Raw genomic sequence first — 17150 nt, forward strand, 5'->3', positions numbered from 1 at the left:
TCAAATCACAGGACCACGTCAGGGAATCCTGGCAGTCGGCCCTTCACTTGTTGAGGGATTCGTGAAAGCGTTCACATTCACAAGCAACGTGCATGTAATACCAAGGAGAGGTAGCAGCCATGGACTGGCGTCACAACGCCGTTTGCCGCGAGGAAGACCCCGAGCTCTTCTTCCCCATCGGCAACACCGGTCCTGCGCTGCTGCAGATCGAGGAAGCCAAGGCCGTCTGCCGCCGCTGCCCCGTCATGGAGCAGTGCCTGCAGTGGGCGCTCGAGTCCGGCCAGGACTCCGGCGTCTGGGGTGGCCTCAGCGAGGACGAGCGTCGTGCGATGAAGCGCCGCGCCGCCCGCAACCGGGCTCGTCAGGCCACCGCCTGACACCCCACCCCGTAACGAGCCTGAGCCCGGCGGCGCGTACAGCGAGTACGCATCTCCCGCCCCCGAGCCGCAGCGCGCAGTACCCCCGATGCGCATAGCAACGTAAGCAGTGGCCCCGGACCTTCTGGTCCGGGGCCACTGTCATGCACGACCTGTGGGTGCGTCAGACACTTCTACTTGTACCTCTACTCGCACTTCTGCTCGCACTCGTACGTGTAGTCCTACTTGTGCGCCCGTACCGGAATGTCCAGGATGACCTGCGTGCCGCGCTCCGGGGCCGCCACCATGTCGAAGCTGCCCCCCAACTCGCCCTCCACCAGCGTCCGTACGATTTGCAGACCGAGGTTGCCCGAGCGGTGCGGGTCGAAGCCCTCCGGGAGACCGACGCCGTCGTCCTGGACGGTGACCAGCAGGCGGGTCTCCTTGCTGGTGCCGCCGCGGACCGCCGAGACCTCGACCGTGCCCCGGTCGCCTTCGCGGAAGCCGTGCTCCAGCGCGTTCTGAAGGATCTCGGTGAGGACCATGGAGAGCGGGGTGGCGACCTCGGCGTCGAGTATTCCGAAGCGGCCGGTGCGACGGCCGGTGACCTTGCCGGGCGAGATCTCGGCGACCATGGCGAGCACCCGGTCGGCGATCTCGTCGAACTCCACCCGCTCGTCCAGGTTCTGAGACAGCGTCTCATGCACGATGGCGATCGAGCCGACCCGGCGTACGGCCTCCTCCAGGGCCTCACGGCCGCGCTCCGACTCGATGCGCCGAGCCTGGAGCCGCAGCAGCGCCGCCACCGTCTGAAGGTTGTTCTTGACCCGGTGGTGGATCTCCCGGATGGTCGCGTCCTTGGTGATCAACTCGCGTTCTCGGCGCCGCAGTTCGGTGACGTCGCGCAGCAGGACGAGCGAACCGACCCGGGTGCCCTTCGGCTTGAGCGGGATCGCGCGCAGTTGGATCACCCCGTCGCCGCTCTCGATCTCGAACTCGCGGGGTGCCCAGCCGCTGGCGACCTTGGACAGCGCCTCGTCCACCGGACCGCGGGACGGGGCGAGTTCGGCGGTGGTCACACCGAGGTGGTGGCCCACCAGGTCGGAGGCGAGGCCGAGGCGGTGGTACGCCGACAGCGCGTTCGGGGACGCGTACTGGACGATGCCGTCCGCGTCGAGGCGGATCAGCCCGTCGCCGACCCGCGGCGAGGCGTCCATGTCGACCTGCTGACCGGAGAACGGGAAGGAGCCGGCGGCGATCATCTGGGCGAGGTCGGACGCGCTCTGGAGGTAGGTCAGCTCCAGCCGGCTCGGGGTGCGCACGGTGAGGAGATTGGTGTTGCGCGCGATGACACCGAGGACGCGCCCCTCCCGCCGTACCGGAATGGACTCGACCCGTACCGGCACCTCCTCCCGCCACTCGGGGTCGCCCTCGCGCACGATCCGTCCCTCGTCCAGCGCGGCGTCCAGCAAGGGGCGGCGGCCGCGTGGGACGAGGTGGCCGACCATGTCGTCCTGGTACGAGGTCGGGCCGGTGTTGGGCCGCATCTGCGCCACGGAGACATAACGGGTGCCGTCGCGGGTGGGAACCCACAGCACGAGGTCGGCGAAGGAGAGGTCGGAGAGCAACTGCCACTCCGAGACCAGCAGATGCAACCACTCGAGATCGGAGTCACCGAGAGCGGTGTGCTGGCGGACGAGGTCGTTCATGGAGGGCACATGTGCGAGCGTACCTGGGGCTTTGGCCCGGCTCCGAAAACACCCGCGGGCCGCGGCGCCTGGGAGGGACCCTCAACCCTCCCGGCACCGCAGCCCGGAGCAGCAACGGCCGCGGGGTGTGCGGTCCCGATCGGCCGAAGGAGAGGACCCGGAGCAGTCAGGGCAGAGAGCGCCGGTTCCTCGGTCCGCCTTCCTGTGCGGGGAAGACGGATGCTTGTGCGGATCAACGCCTCGCCGTAAGCGACGCTTCGTCGATCGAAGGCTTTACCTTCACATTGTGGACTAGACCACGTGTCGCGTCCATGCGTCGGCGGATGTTTGTTGTTGTCTCTTTATCGAACTTCCAACAGCATCCACCACGCAGACTAGCCCGGTTCGGCCGCCGGTGGGGGCCGGATCGGCTCATGAATGGGGCCGGATGGCCTCGGTCAGCGGGTCTCCGTCACCTTCGCCAGGGCGCGCGGCGCGTCCGGGTCCTGGCCGCGGGCGATGGTGACCTCGTAGGCCAGGAGCTGGAGCGGAAGGATCTCAAGGATCGGCTGGAGTTCCTCGGCCACGCCCTCGGTGGGCAGGACGAACCCGGCCGAGGCCTGTTCCACCTGGGCCCGGGGGCCGATGACGACCAGGTCGGCGCCGCGCCCGCGCAGCCGGTCGAGCACGGGCTGGAGCGCCTCGCCGCCCTTGCCGTCGGTGACGACCGCGATGACCGGGGAGATGTTGTCGACCATGGCGAGGGGGCCGTGCAGCAGATCGGCGCCGGAGTACGAGAGGGCGGGGATGTAGCTGGTCTCCATCAGCTTCAGGGCGGCTTCCTTGGCCGTGGGGTAGCCGTAGCCGCGCGAGGTGATCACCATGCGCTCGGCGAAGCGGTAGCGGGAGGCGAGCGTGCGGATCTCGTCCTGGCGGGTGAGAAGGTGCGCGGCGAGATCGGGCAGCACCTTGGCCGCGGCGCCGTCGCCGCCGCGCAGTCCCTCGACGAAGAGATAGAGGGTGAGCAGGGAGGCCGTGTAGGTCTTGGTGGCGGGCAGGGCCTTCTCGGGTCCGGCCATGATGTCGAGGTGGTACTCGGAGACGGCCGCCAGCGGTGAGTCCGGGTTGTTGGTCACCGCGAGCGTGATGGCGCCGGCCTCACGGGCGGCCCGGGTCGAGGCGACCAGGTCCGGGGAGCCGCCGGACTGGCTGACGGTGATGACCAGGACGTCGGTGAGATCGGGCCGCGCGCCGTACGCCGTGGTCGTCGACATCGAGGTGAGCCCGCACGGCAGGCCCAGCTGGATCTCCAGCAGGTACTTCGCGTACAGGGCGGCGTTGTCGGAGGTGCCGCGGGCGGTGAGCAGCACGAAGCGGGGTTCGCGGGCCGCGATCTGCCGGGCCACTTCCTGGATCCGCGGCGCGCCCGCCTCCAGGATCCGGCGCAGCACGTCGGGCTGCTCGGCCATCTCCCGGGCCATGATCCGACCCGGGCGGTCGTCGTCGGTCCGGGGGTCCGGGGTAGGGGCGGACATGGGGCCTCCTGGGGACGTTCCGGTCGTACGCGTCGACCGTGGGCCGGTGCGGGGTGGTGCGCGGTGGTACGGGGTGGTGCGTGCGGTGCTTGCGATGCGGATCGCGGGGGATCGGTATCAGCATCTCATCGCCCGTGGGCAGGGCTTTATCGGGTGTGCCGCTACTCATGGGGGTGGGAAGCGGGCGTCCGGGCGGCGGGTGAGGAGGGTGGCGAGGGCCGCTCGGGAGGAGACGCCGGTTTTGCGGTAGACGCGGGACAGGTGGGTCTCGACCGTGCGGTGGCTCAAAGAGAGCCGTTGCGCGATCGCGGGGCTGGTGAGGCCCTGGGCGACCAGTTCGGCGACCTCCCGTTCACGGGTCGTGAGGGTTGCGAGGCCGCGTCCGGGCGCCTCGGCGGCCCGGGTCACCTCGGGCTGGATCAGTTCGGCCAGGCCGGTCAGCATGTGGGCACCCCCGGCGGCGGCCAGTCGCTGTCCCCGGTGCCAGGCTGCCGCGCCCCGGCGTGGGTCGGTCGGGGCGGTCGCCAGCACGGGGGCGCCGAGGAGCAGGGAGTACGCCTCCCAGAACGCGGCCCCGCTGCGAGCGCTCTCGGCGGCGGCCCCGGCGAAGAGTTCGGCCGCCGCGTTCGGGTCGCCCTGGCCCAGCGGGATGTGGGCGGCGCTGCGCAGGGCGGAGGCGCGCTGGATGGGCAGGTCGAGTTGTTCGGCCTCCTTGCGGGCCCGTTCGGCCCAGGCGTCGGCCGCGTCGTGGTCGCCCGTGGCGACGGCCGCGGTCACGAGGATCTCCAGGAACAGAGGGCGCATGGAGGGTTGGAGACCGTGCAGGCCTGGGCCGCCCGCGTGGAGCAGCGCGTCCCGGGCCCGGTCCGGGTCGCCGCCGACCAGGGCCGCGTAGCCGAGCATGCACCAGGCGATCGAGGCCCACCAGTTGCCGCCGAGGCCGGCCGCGGACACCGCCGCCTCGGCCATGGCGAGCGGCCGGGGATCGCCGGGTGGGCAGGCGGCGATCAGCGCGTGGGCCTTGGTGCCGAGGACGAAGGCCAGCAGTTCGTCGCTGCCGATGCCGCGGGCGATGTCCTCGGCCTCCTCCGACAGCTCGACGGCCGAGGGCAGTCGACAGACCTGGATCCGGATGTGTGCCTTGCACAGCAGCAGATGCGGAAGGAGGTAGAGCTGTCCGGTGCGCCGGGCGATCGCCAGGCCCCGGTCGGCGTGCCGTTCGGCGTCGGCGAAGCGTTCGAGGAACGCCTCGGCCCAGCCGAGCCGGGCGAGCGGCTCGCACAGGCCGGTGAGGTCGTCGTCGGGGAGCGAGTCCACGAGAGCCCCGGCCTGGTGGGCGTAGCCGCCGGCCGCGACCATGTCCCCCTCGTACGCCTCGCCGAGCGCGGCGACGGCCAGCGCGCACGCCTCGGCGGCCTCGTCCCCGAGGTCGCGGGCCGTGGACAGGGTCCGGGCGACATCGGCCCGTACGGTCGGGTAGGAGGTGTCGTGCGGTGCGGAGGAGCCGAGTTCCAGGCCCAGTGCCACGGCGTCGGCCGGTGAGGGGCCCGGACTGCGGTGCAGTTCGCGACGCAGGAGCGCGACCGCCTCCGCGTACCGGCCGAGATGGCGCTCCATGACGGCGCACAGCACGACCGCGGCCGCCCGCACGCCGGAGCCGTCGGCCGTGTCGGAGCCGTGGTGGGCGGCGCCGGTCCGGTCGGGCAGGGCGATCAGGGTGTGCAGCAGGTCGCGGCTCTCGCGGAGTTGGCCGCAGGCGCCCAGGGCGCGGGCCCGGGTCAGGGTCAGGGTCTGGCGCCGGGGAGCGTGTTCGGGTGTGTGCGGGAGATGGCGCAGCACCACGTCCAGCCAGTGTGCGCAGCTGGCGGGGGCGGTGTGGGCGGCCTGTTCGGCGGCCTCGATCAGGACGGCGGCGGTCGGCGGGTCCCAGCCGGACAGCGAGCGCTCGGCGTGGTGGGCCCGCTCGGCCACCGGGGCGCCCACGCGGGTCAGTTCGGCGGCGGCCAGGCCGTGGATCCGGGTGCGCAGCCAGGGGGCGATGCTCTCGTGGACGAGGCTGCGCAGGACCGGGTGCCGCAGGGCCAGCCGCCCGTCCGGGCCCGTGCGCAGCAGATCCCGCCGGACCAGCGCCGCCAGGTCGACGGCGAGCTCGGCGTCGTCGCGGCCGGTCACGGGGCCGAGCATCGAGGTCGTGGCGTGGGCGCCGAGTGCCGCGACGACCTCGGTCACGCGCAGCTGCGCGGGCGTCAGCGGGGTCAGTTCGTCGAGGAGGAGCGCTCCCAGGCCGGTCGTGGAGAGGCGGCTCAGCGGGGCTCCCTCGCGGTGCGCGTGCAGGAGGGTGAGGAGGTAGAGGGGGTTGCCCTCGCTGGCCGCGAAGAGTTCGGCGGCCTCGGTGCGCGGCAGGTCGGGGGCGAGCCCTTCGACGGACTCGCGTTCGCGGAGCGGGCCCAGCTCGATGCGCCGCACCGCGCCGGTGTCCGCGCCCCTGGCGAGGGCCGCGGCGAGCGGGGCCGGGGTCTGGCGGGCGCGGCGTGCGACGACCAGGAGGACCGGGGCGCGCACGGGATGGCGTACGAGGTGGTCGAGCAGTTCCAGGGAGGCGGCGTCCGCCCAGTGCATGTCGTCGAGGACGAGCACCGTCGGCGAGGCTCCGACGTGGGCCAGCAGGGCGGCGGTGGCGCGGTGGAGGCTGAAGCGGTCGGCCAGGCGCGGGGTGGCGCCCAGCACCGGGGCGACCTCGGCGGCGGCCGGGAAGGTGGCTAGCGCGGCGGGGTCGAGGTCGGCGAGGGCGTCGGTGAACGGCTGGAAGGGGATGTGGCGTTCGTACTCCGTGGCCCGGCCGCGCAGTACGGTCGACCCGCGCCGCTCGGCCCGTACGCACAGCTCGTGGACCAGTCGGCTCTTGCCGATGCCCGCGTCACCGGTGAGGTCGACCACCGCCGGTCCGTGGTCCGCGCGAGCCGACCCGTCGAGTAATCGCTCGAGTCGCTCCAGCTCCGCCGCCCTGCCGACGAGGGGCGTACGGTCCCCGTCGGCCGCCCGGTCCGTCGCCATGCCCGTATCCATCCCTCCCCCATTCCGCCGTGTGTCCCTCCCCCGCCCGTGGTGACACCCCTTGAAGATTCCTGTCGCACGGCACCGACAAACCGGCCGCGGCGGGATGCTCGCGGCGCATTGCGTAGTCGGGGTCCGTGAATCTACGGATGCCCGTTCCCGCCAGGGCGATTTGACTGGGTCTGCTCGGGGGAGGGGCGAGGGCGACGACAGGGACGGGGGAAGGCGCCGTCTGCGGGGGCGGTGCCCTGTCGTCGCCGTGAGCCTGACCGCCGTACCCCGGGGGGAATCGCGGACACCGCCATCGCCGATGTGTCGAGGAGCCGATGCACCCATGCATCGATGCGTCCAGGAGCCGATGCGTCGAGGACCCGGCGACGGGCCGTGGGCGGGACACCTTTGCTAGATTGGTCTACACCACACGTGTTCCCTCACGGTTCCCGGCGAGCCCCTCTCCAGATCGGCAGGCCCAGCGTGGAAGTTGTCATCGTTCCCGATGCCAAGGCGGGCGGCGAGCTGATCGCCGCGGCCATGGCGGAGCTGCTCCGGCGCAAGCCCGACGCTCTGCTCGGCGTGGCCACCGGCTCGACGCCGCTGCCCATCTACCAGGCACTGGCGGCGAGGGTGGGCTCCGGTGCCGTGGACGCCTCGCGGGCGCGGATCGCCCAGCTCGACGAGTACGTGGGGCTGCCGGCCGAGCACCCCGAGTCGTACCGGTCGGTGCTGCGGCGCGAGGTGCTCGAACCGCTGGGGTTGGGCATGGACGCGTTCATGGGCCCGGACGGCACCGCCGAGGACGTCCAGGCCGCGTGCGAGGCGTACGACAAGGCGCTGGCCACGGCCGGTGGCGTCGACCTCCAGCTGCTCGGGATCGGCACCGACGGGCACATCGGGTTCAACGAGCCCTGCTCCTCGCTCGTCTCGCGGACCCGGATCAAGACGCTGACCGAGCAGACCCGGGTCGACAACGCGCGATTCTTCGGGGGCGACATCGAGCAGGTGCCGCATCACGTCATGACCCAGGGCATCGGCACGATCCTGGAGGCGCGGCATCTCGTCCTGCTGGCCACGGGTGAGGGCAAGGCGGACGCGGTCGCGGCGACCGTGGAGGGGCCGGTGGCCGCGGTGTGCCCCGCCTCGGCGCTCCAGCTGCACCGGCACGCCACGGTCGTCGTGGACGAGGCCGCCGCGTCCAAGCTGAAGCTGGCGGACTACTTCCGGCACACGTTCGCGAACAAGCCGGACTGGCAGGGGATCTGACCCCGAGGGCGCGAAGAGAAGCGCGAAGGGGAAGAAGGAAACAAGGAAGGTGCCGGGCCCCTGGGGTCCGGCACCTTCCTTGTCTTCCGTCTCGCAGGCCGTCACTCGCCCGCGATGACCTCCGCCGCCGCCCGGCCGCACACCCTCGCCGCGCCGTGCGTGGCGATGTGGAGGGCGCCTCGGGGCGGGGCCTGGGGGATGCCCATCTCGACCACGATCGTGTCGGGGCGTTCCCGCAACAGTGTGTCCAGGGCGGTCGCCATCCAGGGGTGCCGGTGCTCGTCGCGGACGACGGCGACCACGCGGCGGCTGCCCGCGGCGGCCAGGGCCGCCGTTGCCGCCCCCTCCCCCGCGAAGCTGCCCGTCTGCGTGCCGGGCAGCAGCCGGGCCAGTTCCGCGGCCACGCCCCAGGGGGTCTCGTCACCGACGGCGATGTTCGCCACCGGGGTGAAGGCGGCGACGAACGGCGCTGCGCCCACCGGCTCGTACGACGGCGCGCGTGTCACCGTCAGCGCGCGTCGGGCGGCGACGAGCCCCACGTCGGCCGGCTCCCGCTCGGCGGCCTGCGGGGCCGCGGAGGCCGCCGCCGTCCAACGGGCCAGCGCCCGTACCCGCTCCGCCGCGTCCAGGAGGCGCTCCTCGGGGAGTTCACCGGTGCGCACCGCCGTGACGAGGGCGTCGCGCAGACGCCGTACCGTCTCGTCGTCCGCGAGCCCGCCGCCCACGCAGATCGCGTCCGCGCCGGCCGCGATGGCGAGGACGCTGCCCCGCTCGATGCCGTACGTCCCGGCGATGGCCTGCATCTCCATGCCGTCGGTGACGATGAGGCCGTCGTAGCCGAGTTCCTCGCGGAGCAGGCCGGTGAGGATGCGGCGGGAGAGGGTGGCCGGACGATCCGGGTCCAGCGCCGGGACCAGGATGTGCGCGCTCATCACGGCGCGCGTGCCCGCGGCGATCGCGGCACGGAACGGGGCGAGTTCGCGGGCCTCGATGACCGACAGGTCGGCGTCGATGCGCGGCAGCGCGTGGTGCGAGTCGACAGCGGTGTCGCCGTGGCCGGGGAAGTGCTTGGTGCAGGCCGCGACGCCCGCGGACTGGAGGCCGGTGACGTAGGCGGCGGTGTGCCGGGCCACCAGGTCGGTGTCGGCGCCGAAGGACCGTACGCCGATGACCGGGTTGTCGGGATTGGAGTTCACGTCCGCGGAGGGGGCCCAGTTCAGGTTCACCCCGCAGGCGGCGAGGCGGTGGCCGAGTGCCGAGGCCACCTCCCGGGTCAGCTCCACGTCGTCGACCGCGCCCAGCGCGTGGTTGCCGGGGTAGGAGGAGCCGGCGCGGACCTCGAGGCGGGTGACGTCGCCGCCCTCCTCGTCGATGGCGACCAGGACGTCGTCGCGCTCCGCGCGCAACTGGGCGGTCAGGGCCGCGAGTTGTTCGGGCGAGACGATGTTCCGGCCGAACAGGCCGACGGCGGCGAGCCCTTCGCCGAGACGGCGCAGCAGCCAGTCGGGGGCGGTGGTTCCGGTGAAGCCGGGCTGGAGGACGGTGAGCGCGTCGCGTGCCAAGCCGTTCTTGTCGGAAGAGGACGCGGTCGTACCACTGGCGAGTGTCGTCATCGGGTGGCGTTATCCCTTCACGGCGCCCGCGGTCAGCCCCGCGGCCATCTTGCGCTGGACGATGAGGAAGAGCACGACGATCGGCACGGCCATCATCGTGGCGCCGGCCATCATCGGGGCGTACTCGGTGCCGTGCTTGGTGGTGAAGTTGCCGAGCCAGACGGTGGCGGTCTGGTGCTCCTGGCTCATGAGCATCAGGGCGTAGATGTACTCGTTCCAGGCCTGGATGAACGCGTACACGGACGTGGCGACCATGCCGGGCGCCAGCAGCGGGAAGACCACCCGTATGAAGGCTCCCGTGCGCGAGCAGCCGTCGACCATGGCCGCCTCCTCCAGCTCCTTCGGGATGTTGACGATGAAGCCGCGCAGCGTCCACACGGTGAAGGGCAGGACGAAGGTCAGGTACGTGATGATCAGGCCGGAGAGCTTGTCGTACTGGTTCAGGTCGTTGAGCAGCAGGAAGACCGGGATGATCATCGCGACCAGCGGGACCATCTGGACCGCGAGGATGCCGACGATCACGATCTTGCGGCCGCGGAAGGCGAAGCGGGAGATGGCCAGCGCGGCCAGCATCCCCACCACGACGCCGATCACGACGACCGACAGGGAGACGATCAGGCTGCGGCCGACGGGGCCCCAGAAGTCCGCGATGTCCAGCGCGCGACGGAAGTTGTCGAGCGTGAGCCCCGTGGGGAGCAGGCTCGGGTCCGGGTCGATGGCGTCCTTCGCCGGCTTGAACGCCGTGTTCAGCATCCAGTAGACGGGGAAGCCCACGATGACGAAGGCGAGGAGGCCGAGGAGGTTCCAGCCGAGCTTGGACTTCCCCCGGCGCCGGCCCGCCGTGGCGAGGGTGCTCATTCGACCTCTCCGATCTGCAGCATCTGACGCATGTACACGGCGACCACGCCCAGCAGCAACAACACGGTCAGCAGGGCGATCGCCGACCCCTGCGCGTAGTCGTTGACGACGAAGGCGCGGTCGTAGGAGTACGTGGTGAGCAGTTGGAACTCCGCCTCAGGGTGGCCGCCCCGCATCACGAAGACCTGCGGGAAGACGCCCATGTCCCAGATGACGGAGAGCGTCGTGAGCATCACGATGATGGGCTTGAGGATCGGGAGCGTGACGTAACGGAAGACGCCCCACGCGCCGGCGCCGTCCAGCCGGGCCGCCTCCTCCAGTTCGCTCGGCACCTGGGTCAGCCCCGCGCTGAGCGTGATGACGACGAACGGCACCGCGCCCCACACCACCAGGAGCATGATCACGGCCAGTCCCTGGGGGCCGCTGGCGAACCAGTTGTGGCCGATCATGTCGACGCCCGGCAGCTTGCTCAGCAGCGCGTTGAAGACGCCGTAGTCGGAGTCGAAGAGCCACTTGAAGACGGTGGTGGCCACGATGATGGGCATGCCCCAGCTGGCCACCAGCGCGATGTTGATCAGCGTCTTCACCCAGCCCGAGACGCGCTGGAGGAGCAGCGCGATCAGCATGCCGAGGACCATGGTGAGGACGACGGACCCGCCGGCGAAGACGATCGTGCGGACGACGACCGTCCAGAACTCGCTGTCGCCCAGCACCTTGCCGAAGTTGTCGAAGCCGACCGACTCGGCCGGCTGGAAGCCCCACAGCTGGGACTGTCCGAACTTCTGGAAGGAGAGAGTGACCAGGCGGACCAGGGGATATCCCATGACCAGCGCGAGGATCAGCAGACAGGGCGCGAGCAGGGCCCAGGGGACCGCCCCCGCGCCCGAGGTCCGCCTTCTGCGTGGCGCCTTGGGGAGAGCCGGTGGCGGTGCCTGCCGCGGCGGCGGCACCTTGGCGGGGGTGGTCGTGTCTGCGGCACTCATCGCGCGCTCCTCAGCGGTCCCTCAGGTCGTACGTGGTCGAAGCCCCGCACGGGGTCGTACGCGGGGCAGGCCCCACACGGTCGAACACAGGCGCAACACGCCCGGGCCGTACGCGGCCGGCGCCTCGCACGGTCGTACGCGGCCCGTCTCCGCACGGTCTGCGCGAGGACGGACCCTCGCGGTCGTACACGGTCCGAGCCCGCGCAGGGTCGCGCACGGGACGCCCCACGCAGGTCATGCACGGTGGCGGGCCCAGGCGTCGTACACGGGTCGCTCGCCGGGACAGGCCCTGTCGGTCCTGCGCGAGCGGCACCGCCCGGTTCTGCTCGGTCGGCGTCCGGCGCGGGTCGCGCACGGTCCGAACCCGTGCGGTCGTCGGTTCCGGCCGGGGCCGCCCGGCTCGTACGCGGCGGCCCCGGCCTCGCACGGTCGTACGTGGCCGGGGCCCCGCGCAGTCGTACGTCGCAGGGTCCCGCGTGGTCGTGCGGGTAGCGGTGGGAACCTGGGCCCAAAGGGCCCCGGCAGGCACGCCCGAGAACATCCCGGGATCGCCCCGGATGTACTCGGACGTGCCCCCGGAGGCACCTCCTGGACGCACCCCGGGCGAAGCCCCGGACGTGCCCCGGGGTCCCACCCCGTCCCGCGCTCACGTCACTTGGTGTTGATGACCTTGTCGATCGCGGCGTCCGCGTCCTTCGCGGCGGCCTCGACCGACTGCTTGCCGGTGCCGATGTTCTGCAGCATGGTCTGCAGGACCTGGGCCTTCTCGACCTGGCCCCAGCCGGGAGCCATCGGCACGAACCAGTTGGACTCGGCCGCGGTGGCCGGAACCACGGTCGCCGGGTCGTTCTTGAGGGTGGCGAGGTCGGTCTTGTTGTTGGGCAGGTTGCCCTTGGCCATCAGACCCTTCTGACCGGCGGAGCCCGTGAAGGCGTTGATCCACTCGGCGGCGAGCGCCTGCGCCTTGGACTTCACCGGGACGGCGAGGTCGGAACCGCCGAGGAAGACGGGGAGGTTCTTGCCGGACGGGCCGGGCATCACGAAGTTCTCGAGGTTGCCCTTGAGCTTGCCGGTCTTGTCGCTCTTCGGGTCCTCGGAGCTCGCACCCTCCCACGCGGCGCCGAAGATCATGGCGGACTTGCCCTGGCCGTAGACGATGTACCGGTCGGACTCGTCCTTGGTCTTGTCGCCGTGCATGTACTTGTCGACGATGGTCTTCCAGTCGTTGAGTCCCTTGATGGACTCCGGAGACGACAGGCTGGCCTTCCACTGGCCGCCGTCCTCCTTGGCGATGGAGCCGCCGGCGTCGTAGACGAAGGACATCGCGGCGTACCAGTCACGCGTCGGCTGGTACCAGGCGCTGAACTTGCTCCCCTCCTTCTTCTGGATCTTGTCCAGGTCGGAGATGAGCTCGGTGTACGTCTTCGGGGGCGTCTTGACACCGACCGAAGCCGCCACGTCCTTGCGCCAGTTGCCGACGCGGCCACCGGCGTAGTACGGCACGCCGTAGGTCTTGCCGTCGTAGGTGACGGAGGCCTTCAGGCCGTCCAGCCACGCGGCCGAGTTGTCGAGCTTCGACGCGTCGATGGGGGCGAAGGCGCCCTTGACCATGTAGCCGAGCATCTCGGTGTTGCCCATCTCGACCACGTCGGGCGCCTTGTCGGTGGCGAGGACCGCGTCGAGCTTGGTGTTCTTGTCCGGCCAGCCGTAGTACTCGTGGTTGATCTTGACGCCCGGGTGCGCCTTCTGCACCGCCGCGTCGGCGGCCTTCACCAGCTCGGGCCAGTTGTTCTGCGCGTCCACCGTGAGCCAGATGGTCAGCGCCTTCGCGTCCGCGCCCTTGTCCGACCCCCCGGACTTGTTGTCGCTGCTCCCGCACGCCGCGATGGAGACCATCATGCCCGCGATACCGATCGCGGCTGCCAGCTTCCGCTTCACGTCACCCTCCTCAGGGATGCCATAAACCCCCCTGCCCACCGCGGTGACACATGCCGAAGCGCTGCCGAGTACTGCCCGTGGGACTGGGACTGGACCAATGGTGTAGACCAGTACGGGGAGCTTGGCCTAGACCTAGAGGGGTGTCAAGGGTGTGTAAGCCCGACTGGTCGTCCGTTATGGGACCTACATATGCAAGGACCTTTAAGTAGGTAAGTGGCATAAACGGCGAGGCCGTTCACCGGCCTCGCGCGCCTCTCGGCCACCCCGAGTCGACGCTATGGACTAGACCAACGGGTACGCCGACGGTATATAGAGGGGATCACGGAGCGTGCGGGGGGACACTCACACACGAAGCCGTGCCACGATGTGAGCCGTGACCGGCGGGATGTCGGTCGCTTCGGCACCCGGAGCCGGGAAGGCAGAGCATGAGCACCGACGTCAGCAGTGCGGAGAACGAGGGTGGGACCCCCATCCGTACCGCGCGCGTGCCCAAGTACTACCGCCTCAAGAAGCACCTGCTCGATATGACGGAGACACTGCCGCCCGGCACGCCGGTACCGCCCGAGCGCACCCTCGCCGCCGAGTTCGACACCTCGCGCACCACCGTGCGCCAGGCCCTCCAGGAACTGGTCGTCGAGGGCCGCCTCGAACGCATCCAGGGCAAGGGCACCTTCGTCGCCAAGCCCAAGGTCTCCCAGGCGCTCCAACTCACCTCGTACACCGAGGACATGCGCGCCCAGGGCCTCGAACCGACCTCGCAGCTGCTGGACATCGGCTACATCACCGCCGACGACACCCTCGCCGGGCTGCTCGAGATCTCGGCCGGCGGCCGGGTGCTGCGCATCGAGCGACTGCGGCTGGCGAGCGGCGAGCCGATGGCGATCGAGACGACGCACCTGTCCGCCAAGCGCTTCCCCGCACTGCGCCGGTCGCTGGTCAAGTACACCTCGCTGTACACGGCGCTCGCGGAGGTGTACGACGTCCACCTGGCGGAGGCCGAGGAGACCATCGAGACGTCGCTGGCCACCCCGCGCGAGGCGGGCCTGCTCGGCACGGACGTGGGCCTGCCGATGCTGATGCTTTCCCGCCATTCACTGGACCGGGAGGGGAAGCCGGTGGAGTGGGTACGGTCCGTCTACCGCGGAGACCGCTACAAGTTCGTGGCGAGGCTGAGCCGCCCGAATCCCTGAGGTCAAGGCGAGTTCGTATTTTTCTCGCGCATGACGTCCGGACGACTCGGGAAATTCGCCGCGAGACTCGTCGGCACAAAGCAAGGCAGATGCGCCAGTAATGCCGGAGCCGGCTCTACTGGCGCATCTGTCGCATGCGCGAATCGACAGCTCACCAACCCGCCGAGCCGCCCTCTCGCGACCCGACCAGGCGGTGACGTACGCGCAGGCGCCGCAGGTGTCCACCCAGAGCGCCCTCGAGCGCCCTCGTTGAACGAGAGATTGGATGTCTTGTAGCTGGTGCTGTCTCCGCTGGTGGTCCACAGCCGACCCCCGCCGGAGCACGGTGACACCGAGTGCGCCAACACCACCCTTCACTCCGGGGCATGAGGAATCAGGAATCCAGGCTTCCGCAAATATCGTGCGCAATTCGGGAAGTCCATTGGCTCCACCGGATTCGGAATGCGATGATCATGAATGATTTGCGCGACCACGGAACGATTGCCCGGCTCTGCCGGGAACGTGGGCCCGCCCCCCCGCACACGGTTCGAACCAATGTCATCCGGACCCTCGTCGCGCCGATCAGCCCGGTGCGGACCGATATGCGGGCGAGGGGTTCCGCTGGGCTGACACCGTCGCCTAGATTGCCTGCGCATTGCACAGGTGAACAGCGAGGAGACGGAGCCGCCGTATGTCAGACGTGTCAGACGTTTCAGACGCGCCGAAGGTCGAACCGCCGGTGGTGACACCGATCCGGGTGGTCATCGCCCTGTGCCTGATCGCCCCGTTCGTGGCGATGCTGTGGGTCGGCTCCTACGCCAAGACCGACCCGGCGTTCATCGGCATCCCGTTCTTCTACTGGTACCAGATGCTGTGGGTGCTCGTCTCCACGGCGCTCACCGTGACCGCGTACCAGCTGTGGCAGCGTGACCAGCGCGCCCGCGCCTCCCAGGGCGGGGGTGCGGCGAAGTGAACGACGGTGTGAACGGCGTCGCGCTCGGCGTCTTCATCTTCTTCTTCCTGGCCGTCACGGTCATGGGCTTCCTGGCCGCGCGCTGGCGCAGGGCGGACGACGAGCACAGCCTCGACGAATGGGGCCTGGGCGGACGGTCGTTCGGCACCTGGGTCACCTGGTTCCTGCTCGGCGGCGACCTCTACACGGCGTACACCTTCGTCGCCGTACCGGCGGCGATCTACGCGGCAGGCGCGGCCGGCTTCTTCGCCGTTCCGTACACGATCCTCGTCTACCCGCTGATCTTCACGTTCCTCCCCCGCCTGTGGTCGGTCTCCCACAAGCACGGGTACGTGACGACCTCCGACTTCGTGCGCGGGCGCTTCGGTTCGAAGGGCCTGTCCCTCGCCGTGGCCGTGACCGGCATCCTCGCCACCATGCCGTACATCGCGCTCCAGCTGGTCGGCATCCAGGCCGTCCTGGACGTGATGGGCGTGGGCGGCGGCGAGAACACGAACTGGTTCGTGAAGGACCTTCCGCTCCTCATCGCGTTCGGCGTGCTGGCCGCGTACACCTACTCCTCGGGGCTGCGGGCGCCCGCCCTGATCGCGTTCGTGAAGGACACCCTGATCTACATCGTGATCACGGTGGCCATCATCTACATACCGATCAAGCTGGGCGGGTTCGACGAGATCTTCAAGGCGGCGAGCGACAAGTACACGGCGGCGGGGGCGGGCGGGCTCGTGCCCGCCGAAGCGGGCCAGTGGACGTACGCCACGCTCGCGCTCGGGTCGGCGCTCGCGCTGTTCATGTACCCGCACTCGATCACGGCGACGCTCTCCAGCCGCAGCCGTGAGGTGATCCGCCGCAACACCACGATCCTGCCTCTCTACTCCCTGATGCTGGGGCTGCTCGCCCTGCTCGGGTTCATGGCGATCGCGGCCGGGGTCAAGGTCACCAACGGCCAGCTCGCCATCCCCCAGCTCTTCGAGAACATGTTCCCGGACTGGTTCGCGGGGGTGGCCTTCGCGGCGATCGGCATCGGAGCACTCGTGCCCGCGGCCATCATGTCCATCGCGGCCGCGAACCTCTTCACCCGCAACATCTACAAGGACTTCATCAAGCCGGACGCGACCCCGCAGCAGGAGACCAGGGTCTCCAAGCTGGTGTCACTGCTGGTGAAGGTCGGCGCGCTGGTCTTCGTCCTGACGATGGACAAGACCGTCGCGATCAACTTCCAGCTCCTGGGCGGCATCTGGATCCTCCAGACCTTCCCGGCGCTGGTCGGTGGCCTGTTCACCCGCTGGTTCCACCGCTGGGCGCTGCTCGGGGGCTGGGCGGTGGGCATGCTGTACGGCACGCTCGCCTCGTACGGGGTCGCCTCTCCCACCCAGAAGCACTTCGGCGGCAGTTCGAAGGAGATCCCGGGCATCGGGGAGATCGGCTACATCGGTCTGACGGCCTTCGTCCTGAACGCCGTGGTCAGCGTCGTCCTCACCTTCGCCCTCCGCGCCTTCAACGCGCCCGACGGCGTCGACGAGACGTCTCCGGAGGACTACACGGCGGATGCGGGCGACCCGGGCGTCGAGACGGAACTCCCACCGGCCACGGCCGGTTCCGCCCACTGAGCCGGGGGCTCCGCCCCCAGACCCCCGGTTGGGTGCGTTGGCTGCGGGTGGGTGGGGGCTTGGCGCGCAGTTCCCCGCGCCCCTGGGGCACGGGGCTGCGCCCCGGCGCCCCAGGC

General features: G+C 70.4%; 12 protein-coding genes. 5 read left to right on the plus strand and 7 right to left on the minus strand.

Annotation, left to right across the window (positions count from 1 at the left end; all coding sequences use genetic code 11):
* Window positions 1-119 precede the first annotated feature (119 nt).
* Entirely contained in the window at window positions 120-377 is a 258-nt protein-coding gene (locus tag ACFVWD_RS49165) for a WhiB family transcriptional regulator (protein ID WP_006380970.1), read from the plus strand.
* A gap of 221 nt (window positions 378-598) precedes the next feature.
* Here ACFVWD_RS49165 and ACFVWD_RS49170 read toward each other — a convergent pair whose 3' ends face one another.
* From ACFVWD_RS49170 to ACFVWD_RS49180, 3 genes are all read right to left on the minus strand, one after another.
* Window positions 599-2065 carry a sensor histidine kinase gene (locus tag ACFVWD_RS49170; protein ID WP_101400579.1) on the minus strand — a complete coding sequence of 489 codons (1467 nt, stop codon included), beginning with the start codon at window positions 2063-2065 and terminating at the stop codon, window positions 599-601.
* 437 nt (window positions 2066-2502) lie between these two features.
* The gene (locus ACFVWD_RS49175) at window positions 2503-3579 is read right to left on the minus strand and encodes an SIS domain-containing protein (RefSeq protein WP_168495408.1); all 1077 of its coding nucleotides are present in this window, start codon (window positions 3577-3579) and stop codon (window positions 2503-2505) included.
* Between the two features lie 165 nt (window positions 3580-3744).
* Complete coding sequence (locus tag ACFVWD_RS49180) at window positions 3745-6633, minus strand: AAA family ATPase (protein ID WP_389604987.1); 2889 nt, start codon at window positions 6631-6633, stop codon at window positions 3745-3747.
* 474 nt (window positions 6634-7107) lie between these two features.
* On the opposite strand from ACFVWD_RS49180, the gene nagB reads away from it, so the two are divergent.
* Entirely contained in the window at window positions 7108-7893 is a 786-nt protein-coding gene (gene nagB / locus ACFVWD_RS49185; RefSeq protein ID WP_389604989.1) for a glucosamine-6-phosphate deaminase, read from the plus strand.
* Window positions 7894-7994: 101 nt separating this feature from the next.
* Here nagB and ACFVWD_RS49190 read toward each other — a convergent pair whose 3' ends face one another.
* The 4 genes from ACFVWD_RS49190 to ACFVWD_RS49205 all read right to left on the minus strand — a co-directional run bounded on the left by ACFVWD_RS49190 (window position 7995) and on the right by ACFVWD_RS49205 (window position 13285).
* The gene (locus tag ACFVWD_RS49190; protein WP_389604990.1) at window positions 7995-9506 is read right to left on the minus strand and encodes a glycoside hydrolase family 3 protein; all 1512 of its coding nucleotides are present in this window, start codon (window positions 9504-9506) and stop codon (window positions 7995-7997) included.
* A gap of 9 nt (window positions 9507-9515) precedes the next feature.
* The gene (locus ACFVWD_RS49195) at window positions 9516-10364 is read right to left on the minus strand and encodes a carbohydrate ABC transporter permease (RefSeq protein ID WP_389604992.1); all 849 of its coding nucleotides are present in this window, start codon (window positions 10362-10364) and stop codon (window positions 9516-9518) included.
* Window positions 10361-11347: a carbohydrate ABC transporter permease gene (locus tag ACFVWD_RS49200; protein ID WP_389604993.1), complete on the minus strand. Its 987-nt coding sequence runs from the start codon at window positions 11345-11347 to the stop codon at window positions 10361-10363. Before ACFVWD_RS49200 ends, ACFVWD_RS49195 begins: the two co-directional genes overlap by 4 nt.
* 651 nt (window positions 11348-11998) lie before the next feature.
* The gene (locus ACFVWD_RS49205) at window positions 11999-13285 is read right to left on the minus strand and encodes an extracellular solute-binding protein (RefSeq protein WP_389604995.1); all 1287 of its coding nucleotides are present in this window, start codon (window positions 13283-13285) and stop codon (window positions 11999-12001) included.
* A gap of 425 nt (window positions 13286-13710) precedes the next feature.
* Here ACFVWD_RS49205 and ACFVWD_RS49210 point away from each other — a divergent pair, with 425 nt between their 5' ends.
* From ACFVWD_RS49210 to mctP, 3 genes are all read left to right on the plus strand, one after another.
* On the plus strand, window positions 13711-14475 hold the full coding sequence (locus ACFVWD_RS49210) for a GntR family transcriptional regulator (protein ID WP_389604996.1): 765 nt from the start codon (window positions 13711-13713) through the stop codon (window positions 14473-14475).
* Between the two features lie 670 nt (window positions 14476-15145).
* The gene (locus tag ACFVWD_RS49215; RefSeq protein WP_095852672.1) at window positions 15146-15427 is read left to right on the plus strand and encodes a DUF3311 domain-containing protein; all 282 of its coding nucleotides are present in this window, start codon (window positions 15146-15148) and stop codon (window positions 15425-15427) included.
* On the plus strand, window positions 15424-17034 hold the full coding sequence (gene mctP, locus ACFVWD_RS49220; RefSeq protein ID WP_389604997.1) for a monocarboxylate uptake permease MctP: 1611 nt from the start codon (window positions 15424-15426) through the stop codon (window positions 17032-17034). The genes ACFVWD_RS49215 and mctP overlap by 4 nt, the downstream gene beginning before the upstream one ends.
* The last annotated feature ends 116 nt before the right edge of the window (window positions 17035-17150 follow it).

The organism is Streptomyces sp. NPDC058086 (genome assembly GCF_042885015.1).
Lineage (GTDB): Bacteria > Actinomycetota > Actinomycetes > Streptomycetales > Streptomycetaceae > Streptomyces.